General features: G+C 39.1%; 11 protein-coding genes and 1 pseudogene. 9 read left to right on the forward strand and 3 right to left on the reverse strand.

Annotated features, from left to right (window positions below; genetic code table 11):
* The first annotated feature begins 64 nt into the window (after positions 1-64).
* The 5 genes and pseudogenes from ACMX9J_RS02170 to ACMX9J_RS02190 all read left to right on the forward strand — a co-directional run bounded on the left by ACMX9J_RS02170 (position 65) and on the right by ACMX9J_RS02190 (position 8382).
* Complete coding sequence (locus tag ACMX9J_RS02170) at positions 65-1447, forward strand: sigma-54 interaction domain-containing protein (RefSeq protein ID WP_416225354.1); 1383 nt, start codon at positions 65-67, stop codon at positions 1445-1447.
* A 216-nt stretch (positions 1448-1663) separates the two neighbouring features.
* Positions 1664-2647, forward strand: coding sequence for an agmatinase (gene speB / locus ACMX9J_RS02175; protein ID WP_416225355.1), 984 nt, complete (start codon positions 1664-1666; stop codon positions 2645-2647).
* 82 nt (positions 2648-2729) lie between these two features.
* Positions 2730-4177: pseudogene (locus ACMX9J_RS02180) on the forward strand (aldehyde dehydrogenase family protein).
* A gap of 20 nt (positions 4178-4197) precedes the next feature.
* Positions 4198-5559, forward strand: a complete 1362-nt coding sequence (locus ACMX9J_RS02185; RefSeq protein ID WP_416225356.1) for a purine-cytosine permease family protein — start codon at positions 4198-4200, stop codon at positions 5557-5559.
* Positions 5560-5769: 210 nt separating this feature from the next.
* The gene (locus ACMX9J_RS02190; RefSeq protein ID WP_416225357.1) at positions 5770-8382 is read left to right on the forward strand and encodes a helicase-related protein; all 2613 of its coding nucleotides are present in this window, start codon (positions 5770-5772) and stop codon (positions 8380-8382) included.
* Between the two features lie 138 nt (positions 8383-8520).
* On the opposite strand, the gene ACMX9J_RS02195 is transcribed toward ACMX9J_RS02190, so the two are convergent.
* Entirely contained in the window at positions 8521-8679 is a 159-nt protein-coding gene (locus ACMX9J_RS02195) for a hypothetical protein (RefSeq protein WP_328180135.1), read from the reverse strand.
* Between the two features lie 327 nt (positions 8680-9006).
* Here ACMX9J_RS02195 and ACMX9J_RS02200 point away from each other — a divergent pair, with 327 nt between their 5' ends.
* The gene (locus tag ACMX9J_RS02200) at positions 9007-9927 is read left to right on the forward strand and encodes a 1,4-dihydroxy-2-naphthoate polyprenyltransferase (protein ID WP_025752322.1); all 921 of its coding nucleotides are present in this window, start codon (positions 9007-9009) and stop codon (positions 9925-9927) included.
* Between the two features lie 41 nt (positions 9928-9968).
* Here the strand turns inward: ACMX9J_RS02200 and ACMX9J_RS02205 are convergent, their stop codons facing one another.
* Entirely contained in the window at positions 9969-11144 is a 1176-nt protein-coding gene (locus ACMX9J_RS02205) for an alanyl-tRNA editing protein (protein WP_416225358.1), read from the reverse strand.
* Positions 11145-11254: 110 nt separating this feature from the next.
* On the opposite strand from ACMX9J_RS02205, the gene ACMX9J_RS02210 reads away from it, so the two are divergent.
* The 3 genes from ACMX9J_RS02210 to ACMX9J_RS02220 all read left to right on the forward strand — a co-directional run bounded on the left by ACMX9J_RS02210 (position 11255) and on the right by ACMX9J_RS02220 (position 15263).
* Positions 11255-13402 (forward strand): YhgE/Pip family protein, encoded by a 2148-nt coding sequence (locus tag ACMX9J_RS02210; RefSeq protein WP_416225359.1) that lies wholly within the window; start codon positions 11255-11257, stop codon positions 13400-13402.
* A 64-nt stretch (positions 13403-13466) separates the two neighbouring features.
* Entirely contained in the window at positions 13467-13844 is a 378-nt protein-coding gene (locus ACMX9J_RS02215; protein WP_098112582.1) for a PH domain-containing protein, read from the forward strand.
* 219 nt (positions 13845-14063) lie between these two features.
* Complete coding sequence (locus tag ACMX9J_RS02220) at positions 14064-15263, forward strand: MFS transporter (RefSeq protein WP_047751009.1); 1200 nt, start codon at positions 14064-14066, stop codon at positions 15261-15263.
* 297 nt (positions 15264-15560) lie between these two features.
* Here the strand turns inward: ACMX9J_RS02220 and ACMX9J_RS02225 are convergent, their stop codons facing one another.
* Positions 15561-16433, reverse strand: coding sequence for a selenium metabolism-associated LysR family transcriptional regulator (locus ACMX9J_RS02225; protein ID WP_047751008.1), 873 nt, complete (start codon positions 16431-16433; stop codon positions 15561-15563).
* Positions 16434-16472: the final 39 nt, after the last annotated feature.

The raw sequence follows: 16472 nt of genomic DNA on the forward strand, positions 1-16472 counted from the left end.
GTTTACTGATAAAATAATAGATATAAATGTTAGAAAAATCAGATTAAATAAAGAGGAGGACTGAATGGAGATGATTGAACGAGAGCTTGAAGCGATTTTGCATGCTTCTCACGACAATATCGTGATCACTGATGAAAAAGGGTGTATTTTACGAGCAAGTCAAAACTGCCGTGATATATACGGGTATGACGTGTCAGAGTTAGTGGGACGAACGGTATACGAATTGCAAGACCGCGGGATCTTTTCACCTTCCGTTACGATTGAAGTGTTAAAGAAAAAGAAAGAAGTACAGCTGATGCAACAAACAGAAACGGGCAAAGTTGTAATGGCAACCGGTATTCCCGTGTATGATGAACATCAGTGTATGAAAAGAGTCATCAGTTTTTCACATGATTTAACAGAGCTTCAGCGTTTAAAAGAAGATTATCAGCAGCTCGAAGTGAAAATGAAAACATATCAGCTAGAAGTGGAAGAGCTTCGTGAACAGCAGTCAAATGAGATGGTCATACGAAGTGAATCGATGAAAAAGGTATGGTCGATTATTAATCGCGTGGCAGACAGCGATGCAACGGTTGTGTTGCTAGGTGAATCGGGTGTTGGTAAAACGGCTTTTGCTCGTGCTTTACACTATGGAAGTGAACGAAAAGAAGAGCCGTTTATTGAAATCAACTGCGGAGCCATTCCAGCTAGTTTGTTCGAATCTGAAATGTTTGGATACGAAGCAGGCTCTTTTACAGGTGCCAGTACAAAAGGGAAAATAGGAAAGTTTGAATTAGCTCATAACGGCACGCTTTTTTTAGATGAAATAGGGGAACTTCCTCTTGATATGCAAGTGAAGCTGTTAAAAGTGCTGCAAGAAAAAACAGTCACCAAAATTGGAAGTGAACGAGCCAAACACGTAAACTTCAGGCTGATTGTAGCAACAAATCAGCCGCTTGAAGAAATGGTCAAAAAAGGAACGTTTCGTGAAGATTTATTTTATCGCTTGCACGTTATTCCGATTACCATTCCGCCGCTTCGCGAGCGAAAAGAAGACATCGCGGCACTGCTTTATCACGTGTTACATAAACAAAATGAAAAATATAACATGAAGAAATTTTTTCATGCAGAAGCATTAAATCTGCTTCTTGAACATCCGTGGCCCGGAAATGTGCGCGAGCTTGAAAATACAATTGAACGCCTCGTGTTAACAACGGATGAAAACAGCATCTCGCCTCAAGATCTCCCGTTTTATTCAGAAAATAGCAGCAGTGAAAAAGAAGAATGGGAGTCTCTTGACACGTTAACCTCTCAGGGAATGACGCTTCAGCAAGCACTTGCAGAAGTGGAGAAAAACTGGCTGATTCGCGCTTATCGTCAGTGTCAAACAACGTATGAAATGGCAAACACATTAGGAATCAGCCAGCCTACGGTCGTAAGACGTTTACGAAAGTACAATATAAAATAATGAGATTTTAATTCAAAATGAATTAGCTGATTCAATACTGAATCAGTTTTTTTGTTTTGATTCTATTATGAATTAAAAATCGTCCATAATTGCGCGGAATAAGGCGATAAAAATTGGCATGCATTTTGCATTAATAAAAAGTATCTAAATAAAAAGCGTCAGTATCTAACATGATGATACGGTGCTAATGATGAAACCTATTAGGAGGAATAAATCATGCCAAAATATCAGCCGAAAAATTCATTTGAATCTCCGCGTTTTTGCGGACCACGTACATTTATGAGACTTCCGTACGTAGAACAAGTAAATTCAGAAATGGATTTTATTGTCACAGGTATTCCATTTGATTCAGGTCAATCTTTTCGAACAGGAGCACGTTTTGGACCGGAAGCTATTCGAGATTTCTCCATTTTGCTTCGCCCGTATAACCCAGAACAAAAGATTAATATTTTTGATTACATCTCAGGCGTGGACTACGGCGATTTGTCAGTTGTTCCCGGATATATTTTAGAAACATATAAAAAAATTGAAGAAGGGTTAACGCCGGTTGTGAATGAAGGAATTATTTCTATTTCACTAGGCGGTGATCATTCGATGACCCTTGGTGAACTTCGTGCCATCGCGAAAAAGCACGGACCGGTAGCGCTTATCCAATTTGATGCTCATTCTGATACGTGGGATAGTTATTTTGAACAAAAATACAATCACGGTACGGTATTCAGACGAGCAATTGAAGAAGGGTTAATCGACGTGTCGCGCTCGATTCAAATTGGTATGCGAGGCGGTCTGTACGGCATTGAAGATTTAGAAGACGCAAAAAACTTAGGTTTAGCTCTGTATACGACAAATGAATATAAAAAGCTTGGCGTTGAAAGAATGCTAGACATTATTCATGAGCGTGTAGGGGAAGGACCCGTATTTTTATCGTTTGACATTGATTTTTTAGATCCAGTTTACGCGCCGGGAACAGGAACGCCTGAAGTCTCAGGTGCAAGTATTGACGATGCGCTTCAATTCGTTCGAGGCTTAACAAATATTGATTTTGTCGGTTTTGATTTAGTAGAAGTACTGCCAGCTTATGATCATGGCCAAATTACAGCAGCGGCGGCCGCTAATATTGTCTATGAATTTATCACGCTTATTGCGTTAAGAAAAAAAGCAAAAGAAGAAGAAGCGCTGTTAGTGAAAGCACGCGACTGAATATAAGCAAGACGGTAAAAGTGGGAAGGTACTATTATCTTCCCACTTTTATATAAGAGTTCTCTATAAGGAGTGTTTGACTATGAACGGGCAAGCAAATGTAAAAATAGATAAGAAACAAACAAAACCATGTAAAAGAGAAATAATCAACCCAGCGACCAATAAGATTATAGCGGAAGTGTTTGATTCGTCGCTTCAACAAGTAGAGGAAGCGGTAGGTAAAGCAAAACAGGCTTTTGAACAAAGTGAATGGAAGAAAAATAAATCACTGCGTGTAGAGGTGCTTACGAAACTAGCAGACTTATTAGAAAAAGAAGCGAGTATATTCGTTGAAACAGAAACATTAAATACTGGCAAACCGATAAAAGAAGCGCAGTTAGATATTGAAGATACAATTAATTGTTTAAGATATTACGCAAATTTAATAGAAGAAAATCAGCCGTGGACAAAGAACATGTTCGACGACACAAGCAGTAAAATCATTCAAGAACCTATTGGCGTATGCGCGCTAATCGTTCCTTGGAATTTCCCTTTGCTGCTTGGCATGTGGAAGCTGGCTCCTGCATTAGCAGCTGGAAATACGGTGGTGTTTAAACCGTCAGAATTAACGCCGCTTTCTTTTTTAAAGTTAGCTTCACTATGTGAAAAAGCCGGTATACCAGAAGGCGTGTTTAATTTAATTATAGAGACGGTGAAGTGGGAAGTGCCCTTGTTGAACACAAAGACGTAGCCAAAGTCTCTTTTACAGGAGGATCAGAAACAGGCAAACATATTTATCAGCAGTGCGCAAAAGAGATGAAAAGAGTTTCGCTTGAACTGGGAGGGAAATCTCCGCTTCTTATTTTTGAAGATAGCGAAATTGATATTGCAGTAGACTGGACAATGTTTGGCTCATTTTTTAACCAAGGACAAGTGTGTGTAGCTTCATCGCGTATACTCGTACACGAATCTATTTATAACTCGTTTCTTTCTGCTCTTACGGAGGCTGTTGCTGCTATAAAAATTGGTAATCCGTTAAGAGAAGAAACGGAGATGGGTCCGGTTATTAGAAAGGAGCACCTGAATAAAATACAGAGTTTTATTAAGCTAGGTCAAGAAGAAGGCGCGAATTTATTAACAGGAGGAACGTTAATTGACTGCGAAGGTGGAAACTATATAACGCCAGCGGTGCTCGTTGACGTGGAGCAGCATATGAAAGTCGTCCAAGAAGAAATATTTGGTCCCGTCATTACCGTTCAATCTTTTTCAAGTGAAGAAGAAGCCATAGCACTTGCCAACGGCACGAGATTTGGTTTAGCTGCAGGGGTTTTAACGAATGATTTAATGAAAGCAGAGCGAGTTGCTGAACATCTTCAAGCGGGAACGATTTGGATCAACGGCTACCATACGCCTCATATTGAAACGGCGTGGGGCGGTTTTAAAGAAAGCGGCATTGGCCGGGAGTTAGGTCTATCAGGATTAGCTGCTTTTACTGAAATAAAACATGTGAATACAAATTCCAAGCTAGCTCGAGCCAATTGGTATCAATAAAAGTGAAAGGTGGAAAAGGGATGACAACAAAAAGTGGTCTCGCCCATGATGATGTGCAGCCGATTGCAATGAATAAAAGAAGTATGGGCTTCTTCTCTACATTTTCCATGTGGATAGGAGCCAACGTGGTAGTAACGACCGTTTTTACCGGAATGCTGTTTGTACCCGATATGACCTTTTTAAAGGCATTATTTGTGATTGTGCTTGGCTCTTTAGTTGGTGCTATGCCGCTCGTGCTGATGGGGAATATCGGAACTCGAACCGGTCTTCCAACCATGGTTTTGATGAGACCTGCTTTTGGGCAAAGAGGAGCTATGCTTCCTGCTGCTGTTAATCTTATTACATTAATAGGATGGGCATGGATTCAAGCCTACATGGCAGGGCTAAGTTTAAATCATGCCGTCACCTTTTTGACCGGTTACAGCAATATCAATCTATTTACAATTCTTACTCAAGTACTAGTAGTAGCTATTTCTATATACGGACACAAAGGTATTGAAGCAACGGAAAAATTAGTAGCTACGCTTATGGTCATTTTAGCAACCGTTGTGTTTAGCTATTTGTTTATCGAATTTGATGCAGCAAAATTAATTCAAATGAAAGCAAGTGAAAATCCCGGTATTACAGGAATGTTAGCTTTTGATATTGTAGTAGCTACAGCTTTTACGTGGATTCCTATTGTTTGCGATTATAATCGAAACTGTAAATCTGAAAAAATGGGAATTGCGGGAACGTATTTAGGCTATAACGTTGCGACTTTGATTGCAATGGGATTAGGCGCAACGGTTTCCGGCTTTTCAATTCTCGGAAATATGACGCAAACGTATGACCCGGTAAATTTAATTGGCGCATATAGCCCGCTGTTGGGATTAGTAGCAGCCATCGTCATTTTTTTATCGGTGTTGTCAACCAACGTAATGGTACTATATAGCGCAACAATGTCTTATTTGTCTATTTTCCCAAAGCAGCGCTTTTGGATACCAGCACTAACGATGGGAGTTGTCACAGTCCTAGGTTCTTTATTAAAAGAGTGGTTAATGACAAATTTTCAAAGCTTTTTGCTTATGATTGGCGTCTTATTTATTCCTATTATTGCGATTGTTCTTGTTGATTACTATATTATTCGCAGAAAACACTATGACATTTCAGCTATTTTAGATAAGGAAAATAAAATATATTGGTATACAAAAGGATTTAACCTTCATGTGTATGTATCCTACATAGTGGGGGCTGTATTTGCCTATTATTTTACGTACGTTCATCCGCTAGCCACAGGCGCAACAATCTTAGCTTTTTTATTTACAGGTGTTTTACACGTATCGTTAACCAAGCTTTCACAGCTCTCCATCCTTTACTCAAAGGGAATCGACAGAAATGCTTGATAGATATCTAAAAAAGACTGAATTATCTAAAATATATCAAAAACTCCTGCTTAAAGGAGCTTTTTGTCTTGAAAATAGGTGAGAAATAAGCAAAAGCATGGGGAAGAGAAGTTCTTAATCCAGCCTCAAATAAAGTGGTAACAATGTATTTGATTCTATAAGGGGTCTTTTCTATAATAAATGTAGGAAAACTTTCCAAAGGAGAATTTTATGCTCGAATTAGAGGCTATTCAAAGCAGGGCCATTGAAAAAACTAAGCATACATTGCTACAGGATATAAAAAGCGTATTAGGTGAACAAGACGAATGTCCGGATTTAGAGACGTATTTAACAGACAGGCACTCTTTTATTAAAAAAGCCTGGGGGACTGCGTGGAGAAAAATAGTTGTTTCTTCTGTATCTAAGAAAAACAGAAGATCGTATTTAACAGAAAGAGGCTTTGAGATAAAAGGATATAAACCTCAAGCTATCGATAAGTTATTTGCTAAAGAAACGAGAAAAGGTATAGAATTTGATGCTTTTTCTTGGTTAGAAAAGCAGTACGGAAAGGGTAATAAAGCAGAGTGGCTATCTCTATACGGAGAAGCAAGAGTTGAATTTGCCAAAAAAGAAGAAGAAAGAAAAGAGAAAGAAAGACAGCAAAGTATTAATGATCGAAAAGCCAGATATCAATTACAGTTAAATTTAGAAGCGGCTCCTATTTTGGAATCAAATAAAGAGCTGTATTACCTACATATAAGAGAACAGCTTTCACATCAGCTATCAAAAGACATAAAAACAAACTCAAAATATATTGAAAACTATGCGCCGCATACTGAGCTTGAAGATGAATTAATAGAAAACGGTGATTTAACACGTCATGATTATGAAACGGTTCATGACTTTTTTCAAGAGCTCACGGGGAACGTAAGCTCAGAATTAGACAGATACTCAACGATTATCTTATTTGAAACGTATGAAGATGTATACGAGGTATTTATCACGGATAAGATTTATGAAATCATTCCAACTATGATTATGGATGACGTTCCTGCTTCATTTAAAGAAGAATATAAATCTTATACAAATGCTTCGGTAACACGAATGGATATTATAAAAGCACTCAGAAGTGATTTATCGGATTTGGTCTATGAATATAAAAAAATGATCGTAGAAGAAAAGCTTTCCGATGTACTAGAAGTTTCAGATCACAATTTAACGATCGAAGAGCATAAAGAGCGATATGCACAGCAGCTGGAAGAAAGACGATTACAACAAGAACGTGAACGTGAAGAAAAGAAAAAGCTGATTGAAGAAGAACAGCGACAGTTAAATTATATTTTTGGTGCAGAATACGAAATGGACCCAAGAAAAGAAACGGAATACATTCTTCATCTCGGTGATACAAACACAGGAAAAACGTATACGGCATTAAAGTCATTAAAAAAAGCTGCTTCGGGTAGTTACTTAGCGCCGCTTCGCCTGTTAGCTTTAGAAGTCTTTGAAAAGCTGAACAAAGACGGAGTTGCTTGTTCGTTAAAAACAGGTGAAGAAGAAAAGATTGTTGAAGACGCTCAGCATATGGCCGGTACCGTAGAAATGTTTAGCGAATTAGAACATGGCGATGTAACGGTAATTGATGAAGCACAGATGATTCAAGACCGAGATCGGGGGTTTTCATGGTATAAAGCCATCACCCGAGCTAATGCCAAACAAGTTCATGTGATCGGGAGTTTAAGCATTCGAAGTATGTTAGAAGAGATGTTAGACGGTGTGATCTCAGAAATTTATGAGTACGAAAGAGATATACCTTTAAAAGTAGATCTTCGAAATTTCAAAATTGAACAAGTGAAACCCGCAGATGCTTTAATTGTTTTCTCACGTAAAAAAGTGCTTCAAACAGCGGCTAAGCTAGAAAAAGATGGTCACAAAGTGAGCGTGATTTATGGAAGTATGCCGCCTGAAACAAGAAGAAAACAAATTGAGCAGTTCATTAATAGAGAAACAACTGTCATTGTGTCTACAGATGCAATTGGAATGGGGTTAAACCTTCCAATTAGACGAATTGTGCTTCTAGAAAACATGAAATTTGATGGGCAAAAACGGAGGTTGTTGACTTCTCAAGAGTTAAAGCAAATTGCAGGTCGTGCTGGAAGAAAGGGTCTCTATAATGTGGGAGAAGTTGCATTCGCTAAAGATGCCAAGCAAATGAGAGAACTGTTATTTTCAACAGATGAGCAAATCAGCAAATTTTCAATTGCGCCTACTTCAGATATGCTTAGAAGATTTAAAGAATATCATCATGACCTCGGAACGTTTTTTGACATGTGGGCTAAATTTAAAAATCCAAAAGGGACACAAAAATCAAATCTGGCACAAGAACGTGAGCTTTATGAGGAAGTGAAAGACACGCTGATTGAGGCGAAAATGCCAATTGTTGATTTATACGGCTACTTGCAGCTGCCGTTTTCAGCAAAAGAAAGCTCTTTGAAAAAGCAGTGGGTGGCTAGCATGAATGCAATTGTTAACAGAGAAGAATTACCTGAACCAAGGATAATAGAAGGTTCACTGGAAAAATTAGAGCTGTCTTATAAGGCGATTGGCCTGCATCTTTTATTTTTATATCGAATGGATAGAAGACCGGAAGCTATTTACTGGGAGCGTGTCCGAGAAGAGCTTACAAACAAAATACATGACGTATTAAGAAAAGATATGAAAAAATTTAAAAGAACGTGCAGTGCGTGTTCTAAAGACCTTCCTTGGAATCATGATCATGCGATATGCGATTCATGTTTTCATAAAAGATTTCGCAGAAGACACGGGGACGACGGTTTTAATTACTAAGATGTAGTGATAAAAAAAGAGGCTTGTATGAACGTATGTTAGTTAAAGGAAGATCCGAACGAGTTCGATTCTCGATTGAGAATCCAATTCGTTCGGCTTTTTTTATTGTGAAGATAGCTTTCATGTGTTTCGTTCCTTCTAGCAGTTGATTGGAGGGCAAGGCAAAGACTCCTGCGGGAGAAGCGGAACAGGTGAGACCCCGCAGGAGCGTAAGTGACGAGGAGGCTCAGCGGCCGCCCGCGGAAAGCGACGTCTTGCACGGAAATCAACTGCGGTGTAACAAGTACCCCATACCAAATCATTTATCCTATTTGTTCATCTTTAGATGAGATTGATTTAGTTAAGTCTCAACCTCACTTTTCGTATAAGCTTTTCATCTTTTTATTATAAATTTCTGCGTCAAAGCAGATTTTTGCAGAAAAAAGGCGGAAATGTATAAGCGCTCATCTTGTAAAAAGAGCAATAAATTATTATGATATAAGATGGAACTTATATTTTAAAGGATTCCGTGATTTTTTTGTTGGGCGGACGTGTATTGTCTTAGAGTAAGTTTGCTATCATTCATTATGTTAAAAGCAGCACTTTTAAATAGAGATACGGTTCGTAATAGAAGGGAAGAGGATGATGACAAGTCATAACAAAGAAAACAAAGCTGCAGTCGAGCAGTACAGTAAAGGGAAAATTTTGTGGCAATTAACCCGTCCTCATACGTTAACGGCATCGTTTGTACCCGTTTTGATTGGAACAGTTCTAGCTATGTTTTATGGCCATGTGAACGTTTGGATGTTCCTAGCGATGCTTTTTTCATGTTTGTGGATTCAAATTGCGACGAACTTATTTAACGAGTACTATGATTTTAAACGCGGGTTAGACACAGAAGACTCCGTAGGAATTGGAGGAGCCATCGTCAGACACGGAATGAAGCCAAAAACGGTATTAAATTTAGCACTGATTTCTTATGGAATTGCTCTTATTTTAGGCGTATATATATGTGCAAACAGCAGCTGGTGGCTTGCTTTAGTTGGATTAGTAGGTATGGCGATTGGTTATTTGTATACAGGCGGACCACTTCCAATTGCGTACACGCCGTTTGGAGAATTGTTTTCAGGTCTGTGCATGGGCGCTATGTTCGTGTTGATTTCATTTTTTATTCAAACAAATACCGTAACGTCTGAAAGCATCTTTGTATCACTCCCTATTGCGATTTTAGTAGGCGCGATTAATTTGTCTAACAACATTCGTGATATAGAAGAAGATACAAAAGGCGGACGACGTACGCTAGCTATTTTATTAGGTTCTAAAAATGCGATCAGATTTTTAGCTGCTTTGTTTGGCATTGCGTACATTTGGACCGTTGCATTAGTGGTATTCTTCGATATTAGCCCTTGGATTTTCTTAGTGTTCCTTAGTGCACCTAAGCCCATTCAAGCCGTACAAGCATTTGTACGCGGAGAGCTTATTGCGATGAAAGCAACTGCTCAAACAAATACGTTTTTTGGATTTACTTTATCAATTGGGTTATTAATTGGCTATTTAGTAAGCTGATTGTGTTGAAAAAGCCTGTCTTTTTAAAGACAGGCTTTTTGTTATGCTCCAGTTATTTTTTCTTTTACTGCGCTAAGAAATGCGTTCACATTTTCAGAAGATGAAAAGCTGGCTTGAGCTTGTTTTGGTCCGCCGCCGCCTTTTCCATCGTAAAGCGGAAGCAGCTCTTTATAAAGTTCTCCGCATTTTACCTCACTGCCGCTGTGAGCCAGTAAGACTTTTTGATCACTTGAAAAAGCAAAAAGAAGCGTTGTATCAGGCGTTTGAAGAAGCTGCTTTGTCAAAGCTTGCACATCTTTTAGTGTACGATTTTCAAAGTGATGGTACAGAAATGATCCTTCTTTTTTGGCTTCTAATTCACTTGCTAAATAAGCTGCATTTTCATTTTTTAATTCTTCTAGTTGTTTTTGCAGCTCTTTTTGTTCAGTCTCCAATTTTTTAATGCGTTCTATAACTAATTCACGGCTTGTACTGAATTTATTGCTAAGTTCTGCTACGATTTCTTGAGACTGCTGATAATCAGCTAATGCACGCATACCGCATTTGAAAAAGAGGCGTGTATTGCCGCGCTGCTTTTCTGTTTTCGTAAGTTTAATGAGACCCAGCTCTCCAATTTGGTTCACATGAGTACCGCAGCAGGCAGAAACATCAATGCCTTCAATTTCTACGATGCGTACCACTTCGTCTTCTAGCTCGGGCACTTTGCGAAGCGCAAGAGTATGTAAGTCTTCCTTTTTCACTTCGTACGTTTTAATGGGGCGGTTGCTGTAAATAGCATTGTTTACAACTTTTTCAATGTGTAATAGCTGCTCATGAGATAACTGAGGTACATTTAAATCGATAGAGACTGCTTCGCTTCCTAAGTGAAAGCTAACGGTGTGAATATCATATGTATCGATTAATAGAGCCGAAAGTAAGTGCTGTCCGCTATGCTGCTGCATATGATCAAAGCGGCGGTGCCAATCAATTTCACACGTGACGTTCGTTTGTGCAGGCAGTGTATCAACGAGATGATAGACTTCTCCATTTTCTTCGTAAACATCTTTTACGTCGATTCCGGCAATAGTACCGTAGTCAGAAGGCTGTCCGCCGCCTTCTGGATAAAAAGCGGTTTGTTTTAACGTTAATGCGTAGCCAGTTGAAAGAGCGCTCGTCTCTGTCACTTCTGTTTCCCACGTTTTTATGTAGGGATTGCTATAATAAAGTCTTTCTGTCATGTTCATCATCCTTTCTACTAAAACCATATCTAACTTTTTCTATAGTATCAGAAATATGTTTCTTCGAACATGGATAAGCTAACTTGTAATAATAAAACTGGGTGGGACATATGAAAAATACTGTTTATATTTATACGCGTGACTTAAAAAGGATTTTTACCAATTGGGCGATGATTATCATTGTGCTGACGCTTATGATTCTGCCGTCTTTTTACGCATGGTTTAATATAAAAGCATCTTGGGATCCATACGGGCGGACTGAAGGTATTGCCATTGCAGTAACGAGCGAAGACGAAGGTTCTACGATAAGAGGGCAGCACGTAAACGTGGGAAAAGATATTGTTGCAACGTTAAAGAAAAATAAAACGCTTGGATGGACGTTTGTCTCCAAAGAAAAAGCTGATCACGGAGTAAAGCACGGAGACTATTATGCAAGTATTGTTATTCCAAAAGATTTTTCACAAAAGCTTGGTACCGTTCTTCAAGATCGTTTGGAAAAGCCGGTCATTATTTACAAAGTAAACGAAAAAATAAACGCCGTAGCGCCTAAAATTACAAGCAAAGGAGCCAGCAGCTTAACACAACAGATTAGTGAAAAATTCGTCAAAACAGCGAATGGAGCCATTTTTTCTGTTTTTAACGAACTAGGTATTACCCTGCAGCGGGATTTACCGACCATTCAACAAGTTGAACAACGGATTTTTGAGCTTGAAAATCGTCTTCCTGAAATTAAAAAAGTAATTAATGAAGCGAATGACACCACTCAAAAAGCTGGAGCTATTGTATCGAAAGCTCAGGCCGCTCTTCCTGAAGTAGAGAGATTAACAGCTGACGGCGCACAGATGACTCAGCAGCTCAATACGTTTTTAACTAAAAGCGCTGAAGTGTTAAAAAACGCTGAGCCAACAATCAGCGAAACGCTGCACCGTGTTCAACAGCGAGCTGTCGGAGTTCAAGAATTGAAGAATCAGCTGATGGAAAAAGATATAGCCCCGGCTGAAGTCAGCGCAGCAGCGGAACAGCTAAAATTACAGTTAACAAAACAAGTTGCTGACACAGGAGAGATCCTTACGCTTCTTACGGATTTAAATGCGGTGTCTCAAGGGAACGTTCTTTCACCGGTTATTAATCAAATAAAAAGTGTACATACGCTTTTACAGCAGCAGCTGTCGGATGTAAACGACTTACAGCAGCAAACAAAAAATGGAGATGCACCAGATCCAAGTGTGCTTGAGAAATTCAGCTCTCGCACCGACCAAGCTGTTTCTAAATTAAATACGTTAACGAATTCGTATTCTTCTACGATTGTGCCGGCTATTGAACAAGCTATCAAAGAAGCGAAAGATAAAACAGCAAGCGCAAACGCACTGCTTGATGAAGCCAATAGAAGCATGCCGGATGTTTCGAACGTGCTGTCTAAAACAGCGAGTGGCATTTTGCTCGGACAGCAGGAGCTTGCGAAAATAACAAAAGACTTTCCGCGAATTGAACAAAACGTGCACAATATAGCGGATAAAATACGCGAATTTCAGCGAAAAGAAAACATTGAAGATATTATTAATTTGTTAAAAAACGATGTACAAAAAGAAAGTGATTTTTTTGCTAAGCCGGTTCTTTTAAAAGAAGAAAGACTTTATCCCATTCCGAACTACGGCTCGGCTATGTCGCCGTTTTATACAACGCTTTGCTTGTGGGTCGGAGCTTTGCTGTTAGTTTCAATTTTAAGCGTAGAAGTAGCTGATGAAGAGCGGTTCAAAAGCTATGAAGTCTATCTTGGAAGACTTTTAACGTTTTTGTCTATTGCTCTTGTGCAAGCTTTTATTGTGACGCTAGGCGATTTATTTTTAATCAAAACGTACGTCGTAGACAAAGTGCCTTTTATCTTTTTAGGCTTGCTGTGCAGCTTCGTGTTTATGACGATTGTCTATACGCTTGTAGCGATATTTGGCAATGCAGGAAAAGCGATGGCGATTGTTTTGCTTGTACTTCAGCTTTCCGCTGCAGGCGGTACATTTCCGATTCAAGTCGTGCCTGCTTTTTTCCAAGCACTCAATCCGTTTTTGCCATTTACCTACGCAATAAGCATGATGAGAGAAGTTGTAGGAGGCATGTTAGCGGATATTGTAAGAAAAGATGTTACCGTTCTTCTTTGCATTTGGCTTGGCGTGCTGCTGGTGGGTATTTTCCTTCATAAGCCTCTTAGTAAAACGAGTGCAAAATTAACAAAAAAAGCGCGTGAAAGTAAATTAATTCATTAAAAAAACGTTTTGGGTTTCCAGACAGAACAAAATGCGGTAGTGTAGATAGAAAGGAGTGATAAGCATGGGTATATTAGATGGACTATTAGGAAATGCATCAGAAGCAGATATAAGAGGAACTGAAAAAGATTTACAAAACATTTTAATTGCCAACGAGCGAGTGGAACAAGCGTATAAAGTCATTCGCGATTTAATGGTGTTTACGACGAAACGTTTAATTATCGTTGATAAACAAGGAGTGACGGGAAAGAAAACAGATTATCATTCCATTCCTTATAAGACGATTACCCATTTTAGCGTAGAAACGGCTGGAACGTTCGATTTAGATGCCGAATTAAATATTTGGGTATCTGGTTCTAGCGTGCCAATTTCAAAAGAATTTCGTAAAGATAAAAGCATTTACGACGTGCAAAAAGTATTAGCATCTTATGTATTGAATTAAAAAGTTGAGCCATGAAAAATTGGCTCGACTTTTTTTGTGTGTAAAACAAGAAAGCATAGCAGTCTTGCATACAGTCGTTTGAAAATACTCAGGCTGTTGTCCATTCCTATTGTCATTTTACTCATTACCGAAATGCATGAAAACGATTTACATAATGAATTATACAGAATAAAAAAACCGTGATATGCTTTTTTTAGAGAAAAAAGGAAGTGACCAACTGTGAGTTATACCGTAATTGGAACATCGGCTTTTCGCAAAACAAATGTTGCGCTTTTTGCAGCAGGCTTCAACACATTTTCAATTTTATATTGTACACAGGCCATTTTACCTGAATTTTCTAGAGAATTTGGGATATCTCCGGCGTTTGCGAGTTTATCTCTTTCGTTAACGACCATCACGCTTGCGGTTAGTATGCTTTTTTTAGGTTCTTTGTCGGAAGTGTGGGGACGAAAGAAACTGATGGGCCTATCGTTAATTTTTGCGTCATTGCTATGTATCATGACAGCATTTAGCTCTACCTTTGAAACGCTGTTAGTTTTTCGCGTTATTCAAGGAATCGTGTTAGCAGGGCTGCCTTCTGTGGCCATGGCTTACTTAGGGGAAGAAATTGAACCCGGGAGTTTAGGAAAAGCGATGGGGATTTATATAAGTGGAAACGCCTTTGGAGGCGTAGCGGGAAGGCTTATGACAGGAGTGCTCACGGAGTATTTTAACTGGTCGGTAGCTCTTGATGTTGTAAGCGCAATCAGCTTATTGGCCACATTTGTTTTTTTTATGAACTTGCCCGATTCACAGAACTTTACTTCCCGGTCATTTGAACTTAGGCAGCTTACCGGCTCTCTTCGCAGTCATCTTCAAGATAAAGGGATGCTTTGTCTTTTTGCTATTGGTTTTGCACTGCTTGGAAGTAACGTAGCTTTATACAATTATATTGGATACGCTTTATCCGCTCCTCCGTATTCTTGGAATCATACGCTTGTAAGTTTTATTTTTGTTATTTTCTTTGTTGGAGTATTCAGCTCAGTCTGGATGGGGACGCTGGCGGATCGATATGGTCGGAAGAAAGTGCTGTTATGTACGATTGCTGTTACGCTTATAGGTTCAATCGTTACGCTGCATCCGGTTTTATGGATAAAAATTACCGGGCTTTTGCTGCTGACGTTTGGCTTTTTCGGAAGTCACTCCATCGCAAGCAGCTGGGTAGGAAGAAGAGCAACGCATGACAAAGCGCAGGCTTCGTCTTTATATTTATTTTTTTACTATGCAGGATCGAGCATTGGAGGGACTGCGGCTGGCTTATGCTGGAGCGCGTACGGCTGGAAAGGTGTGATTGCTCTAATTGGTGTGTTTCTTACAACAGCCTTTTTCTTAGCTGTTCGTTTGTCAAAAATGCCGGCTCAGCAGACGCATGTTCACTAAGAAAATGTAAAGACATATAGCTATTGATTTAAAAAAAGCGGCCGGTACAAAAGGATTTTAGCCCAAGTGAAAAACGAACCATTGATCAACATGTTTGATTAGTGGTTCGTTTTTTTTGTTATGGTGAACATAGTTTCATCTGTTTCATTCCTTCTAGCAGCTGATTGGAGGGCAAGACGGAGACGCCCGCGGAAAGCGAAGTCTTGCACGGAAATCAACTGCGGTGTCGCAAGTAATTTATACTAGCTACTTTAGTCTTTAGATTGAAGTAATTTAGTTATGTCTTAATTTCATTCTCTAGTTTAAAAGCTGAATAAAAAGCTCCGCTACTTTTTTATGAGCGCTGTTAGCAGGATAGATATAAGAAAAACGGCGCTTAAAAGGAGCGGTGTTAACATTGAGAATCGATAGGTGCTTTTGTTCTACATCTTCTTTAATAGCACAAAGCGAGAGTACAGACATTCCTAAATCGTGAACAATCGCTTCTTTAATTCCTTGATTGCTGCTGATTGTTAGCATGCTTTTCATTTTTAAACCGTTGGACATTAGAACGTGATCTAAATATTCTCTTGTTCCAGAGCCTTTTTCACGCGCTACCCACCGCTGGTTTTGTAAATCATCAATTTCTACTCTTTTAAGCTGAGCTAAAGGGTGATCCACTGACGCAACGATGGCAAGCTCATCGTCCATAAAGGACTGAATATGTAAATCGGACTCTTCTGTGTGACCTTCAATAAGCCCTACATCCACTTTGAAATGACGAACAAGCTGAGCAATTTCTTTTGTATTACCGATCGTCACTTCTACATCAATATCAGGATATTGTTCACGAAGCTTTGCTAAAAAGGAAGGAAGAATATATTCGCCAATTGTAAAGCTGGCGCCAATCGTTAGCATTCCTTTGACACGGTGATGGTGTTCGTAAATATCTCGTTTCGTATGCTCATATATTTGAATCATTTGTTTAGCACGATCGTATAAAATTTCGCCGCTGGGTGTGATTTTTAACATTTTAGGTGAACGCAGGAACAGGGAAGTTTGAAATTCTTTTTCGAGATTTTTGATGTGTACGCTTACGCTTGGCTGTGAAATCATTAATTTTTCCGCAGCTTTTGTAAAGCTTTGCTCTTCTACAACAGAAACAAACGTCTTTAACGCATCATAGTACATAGAGTATGGCTCCTTTTATATTAAAAAAATTAATTATAA

The sequence above is a fragment of the Priestia sp. RMT2NF4 genome (genome assembly GCF_047872835.1).
GTDB classification, from domain to species: Bacteria; Bacillota; Bacilli; order Bacillales; family Bacillaceae_H; genus Priestia; species Priestia zanthoxyli.

Coding starts and splice junctions, on each gene's coding strand:
- ACMX9J_RS02170 (WP_416225354.1), top strand. CDS start 65: ATGGAGATGATTGAACGAGAGCTTGAAGCGATTTTGCATGCTTCTCAC.
- speB (WP_416225355.1), top strand. CDS start 1,664: ATGCCAAAATATCAGCCGAAAAATTCATTTGAATCTCCGCGTTTTTGC.
- ACMX9J_RS02185 (WP_416225356.1), top strand. CDS start 4,198: ATGACAACAAAAAGTGGTCTCGCCCATGATGATGTGCAGCCGATTGCA.
- ACMX9J_RS02190 (WP_416225357.1), top strand. CDS start 5,770: ATGCTCGAATTAGAGGCTATTCAAAGCAGGGCCATTGAAAAAACTAAG.
- ACMX9J_RS02200 (WP_025752322.1), top strand. CDS start 9,007: ATGACAAGTCATAACAAAGAAAACAAAGCTGCAGTCGAGCAGTACAGT.
- ACMX9J_RS02205 (WP_416225358.1), bottom strand. CDS start 11,144: ATGACAGAAAGACTTTATTATAGCAATCCCTACATAAAAACGTGGGAA.
- ACMX9J_RS02210 (WP_416225359.1), top strand. CDS start 11,255: ATGAAAAATACTGTTTATATTTATACGCGTGACTTAAAAAGGATTTTT.
- ACMX9J_RS02215 (WP_098112582.1), top strand. CDS start 13,467: ATGGGTATATTAGATGGACTATTAGGAAATGCATCAGAAGCAGATATA.
- ACMX9J_RS02225 (WP_047751008.1), bottom strand. CDS start 16,433: ATGTACTATGATGCGTTAAAGACGTTTGTTTCTGTTGTAGAAGAGCAA.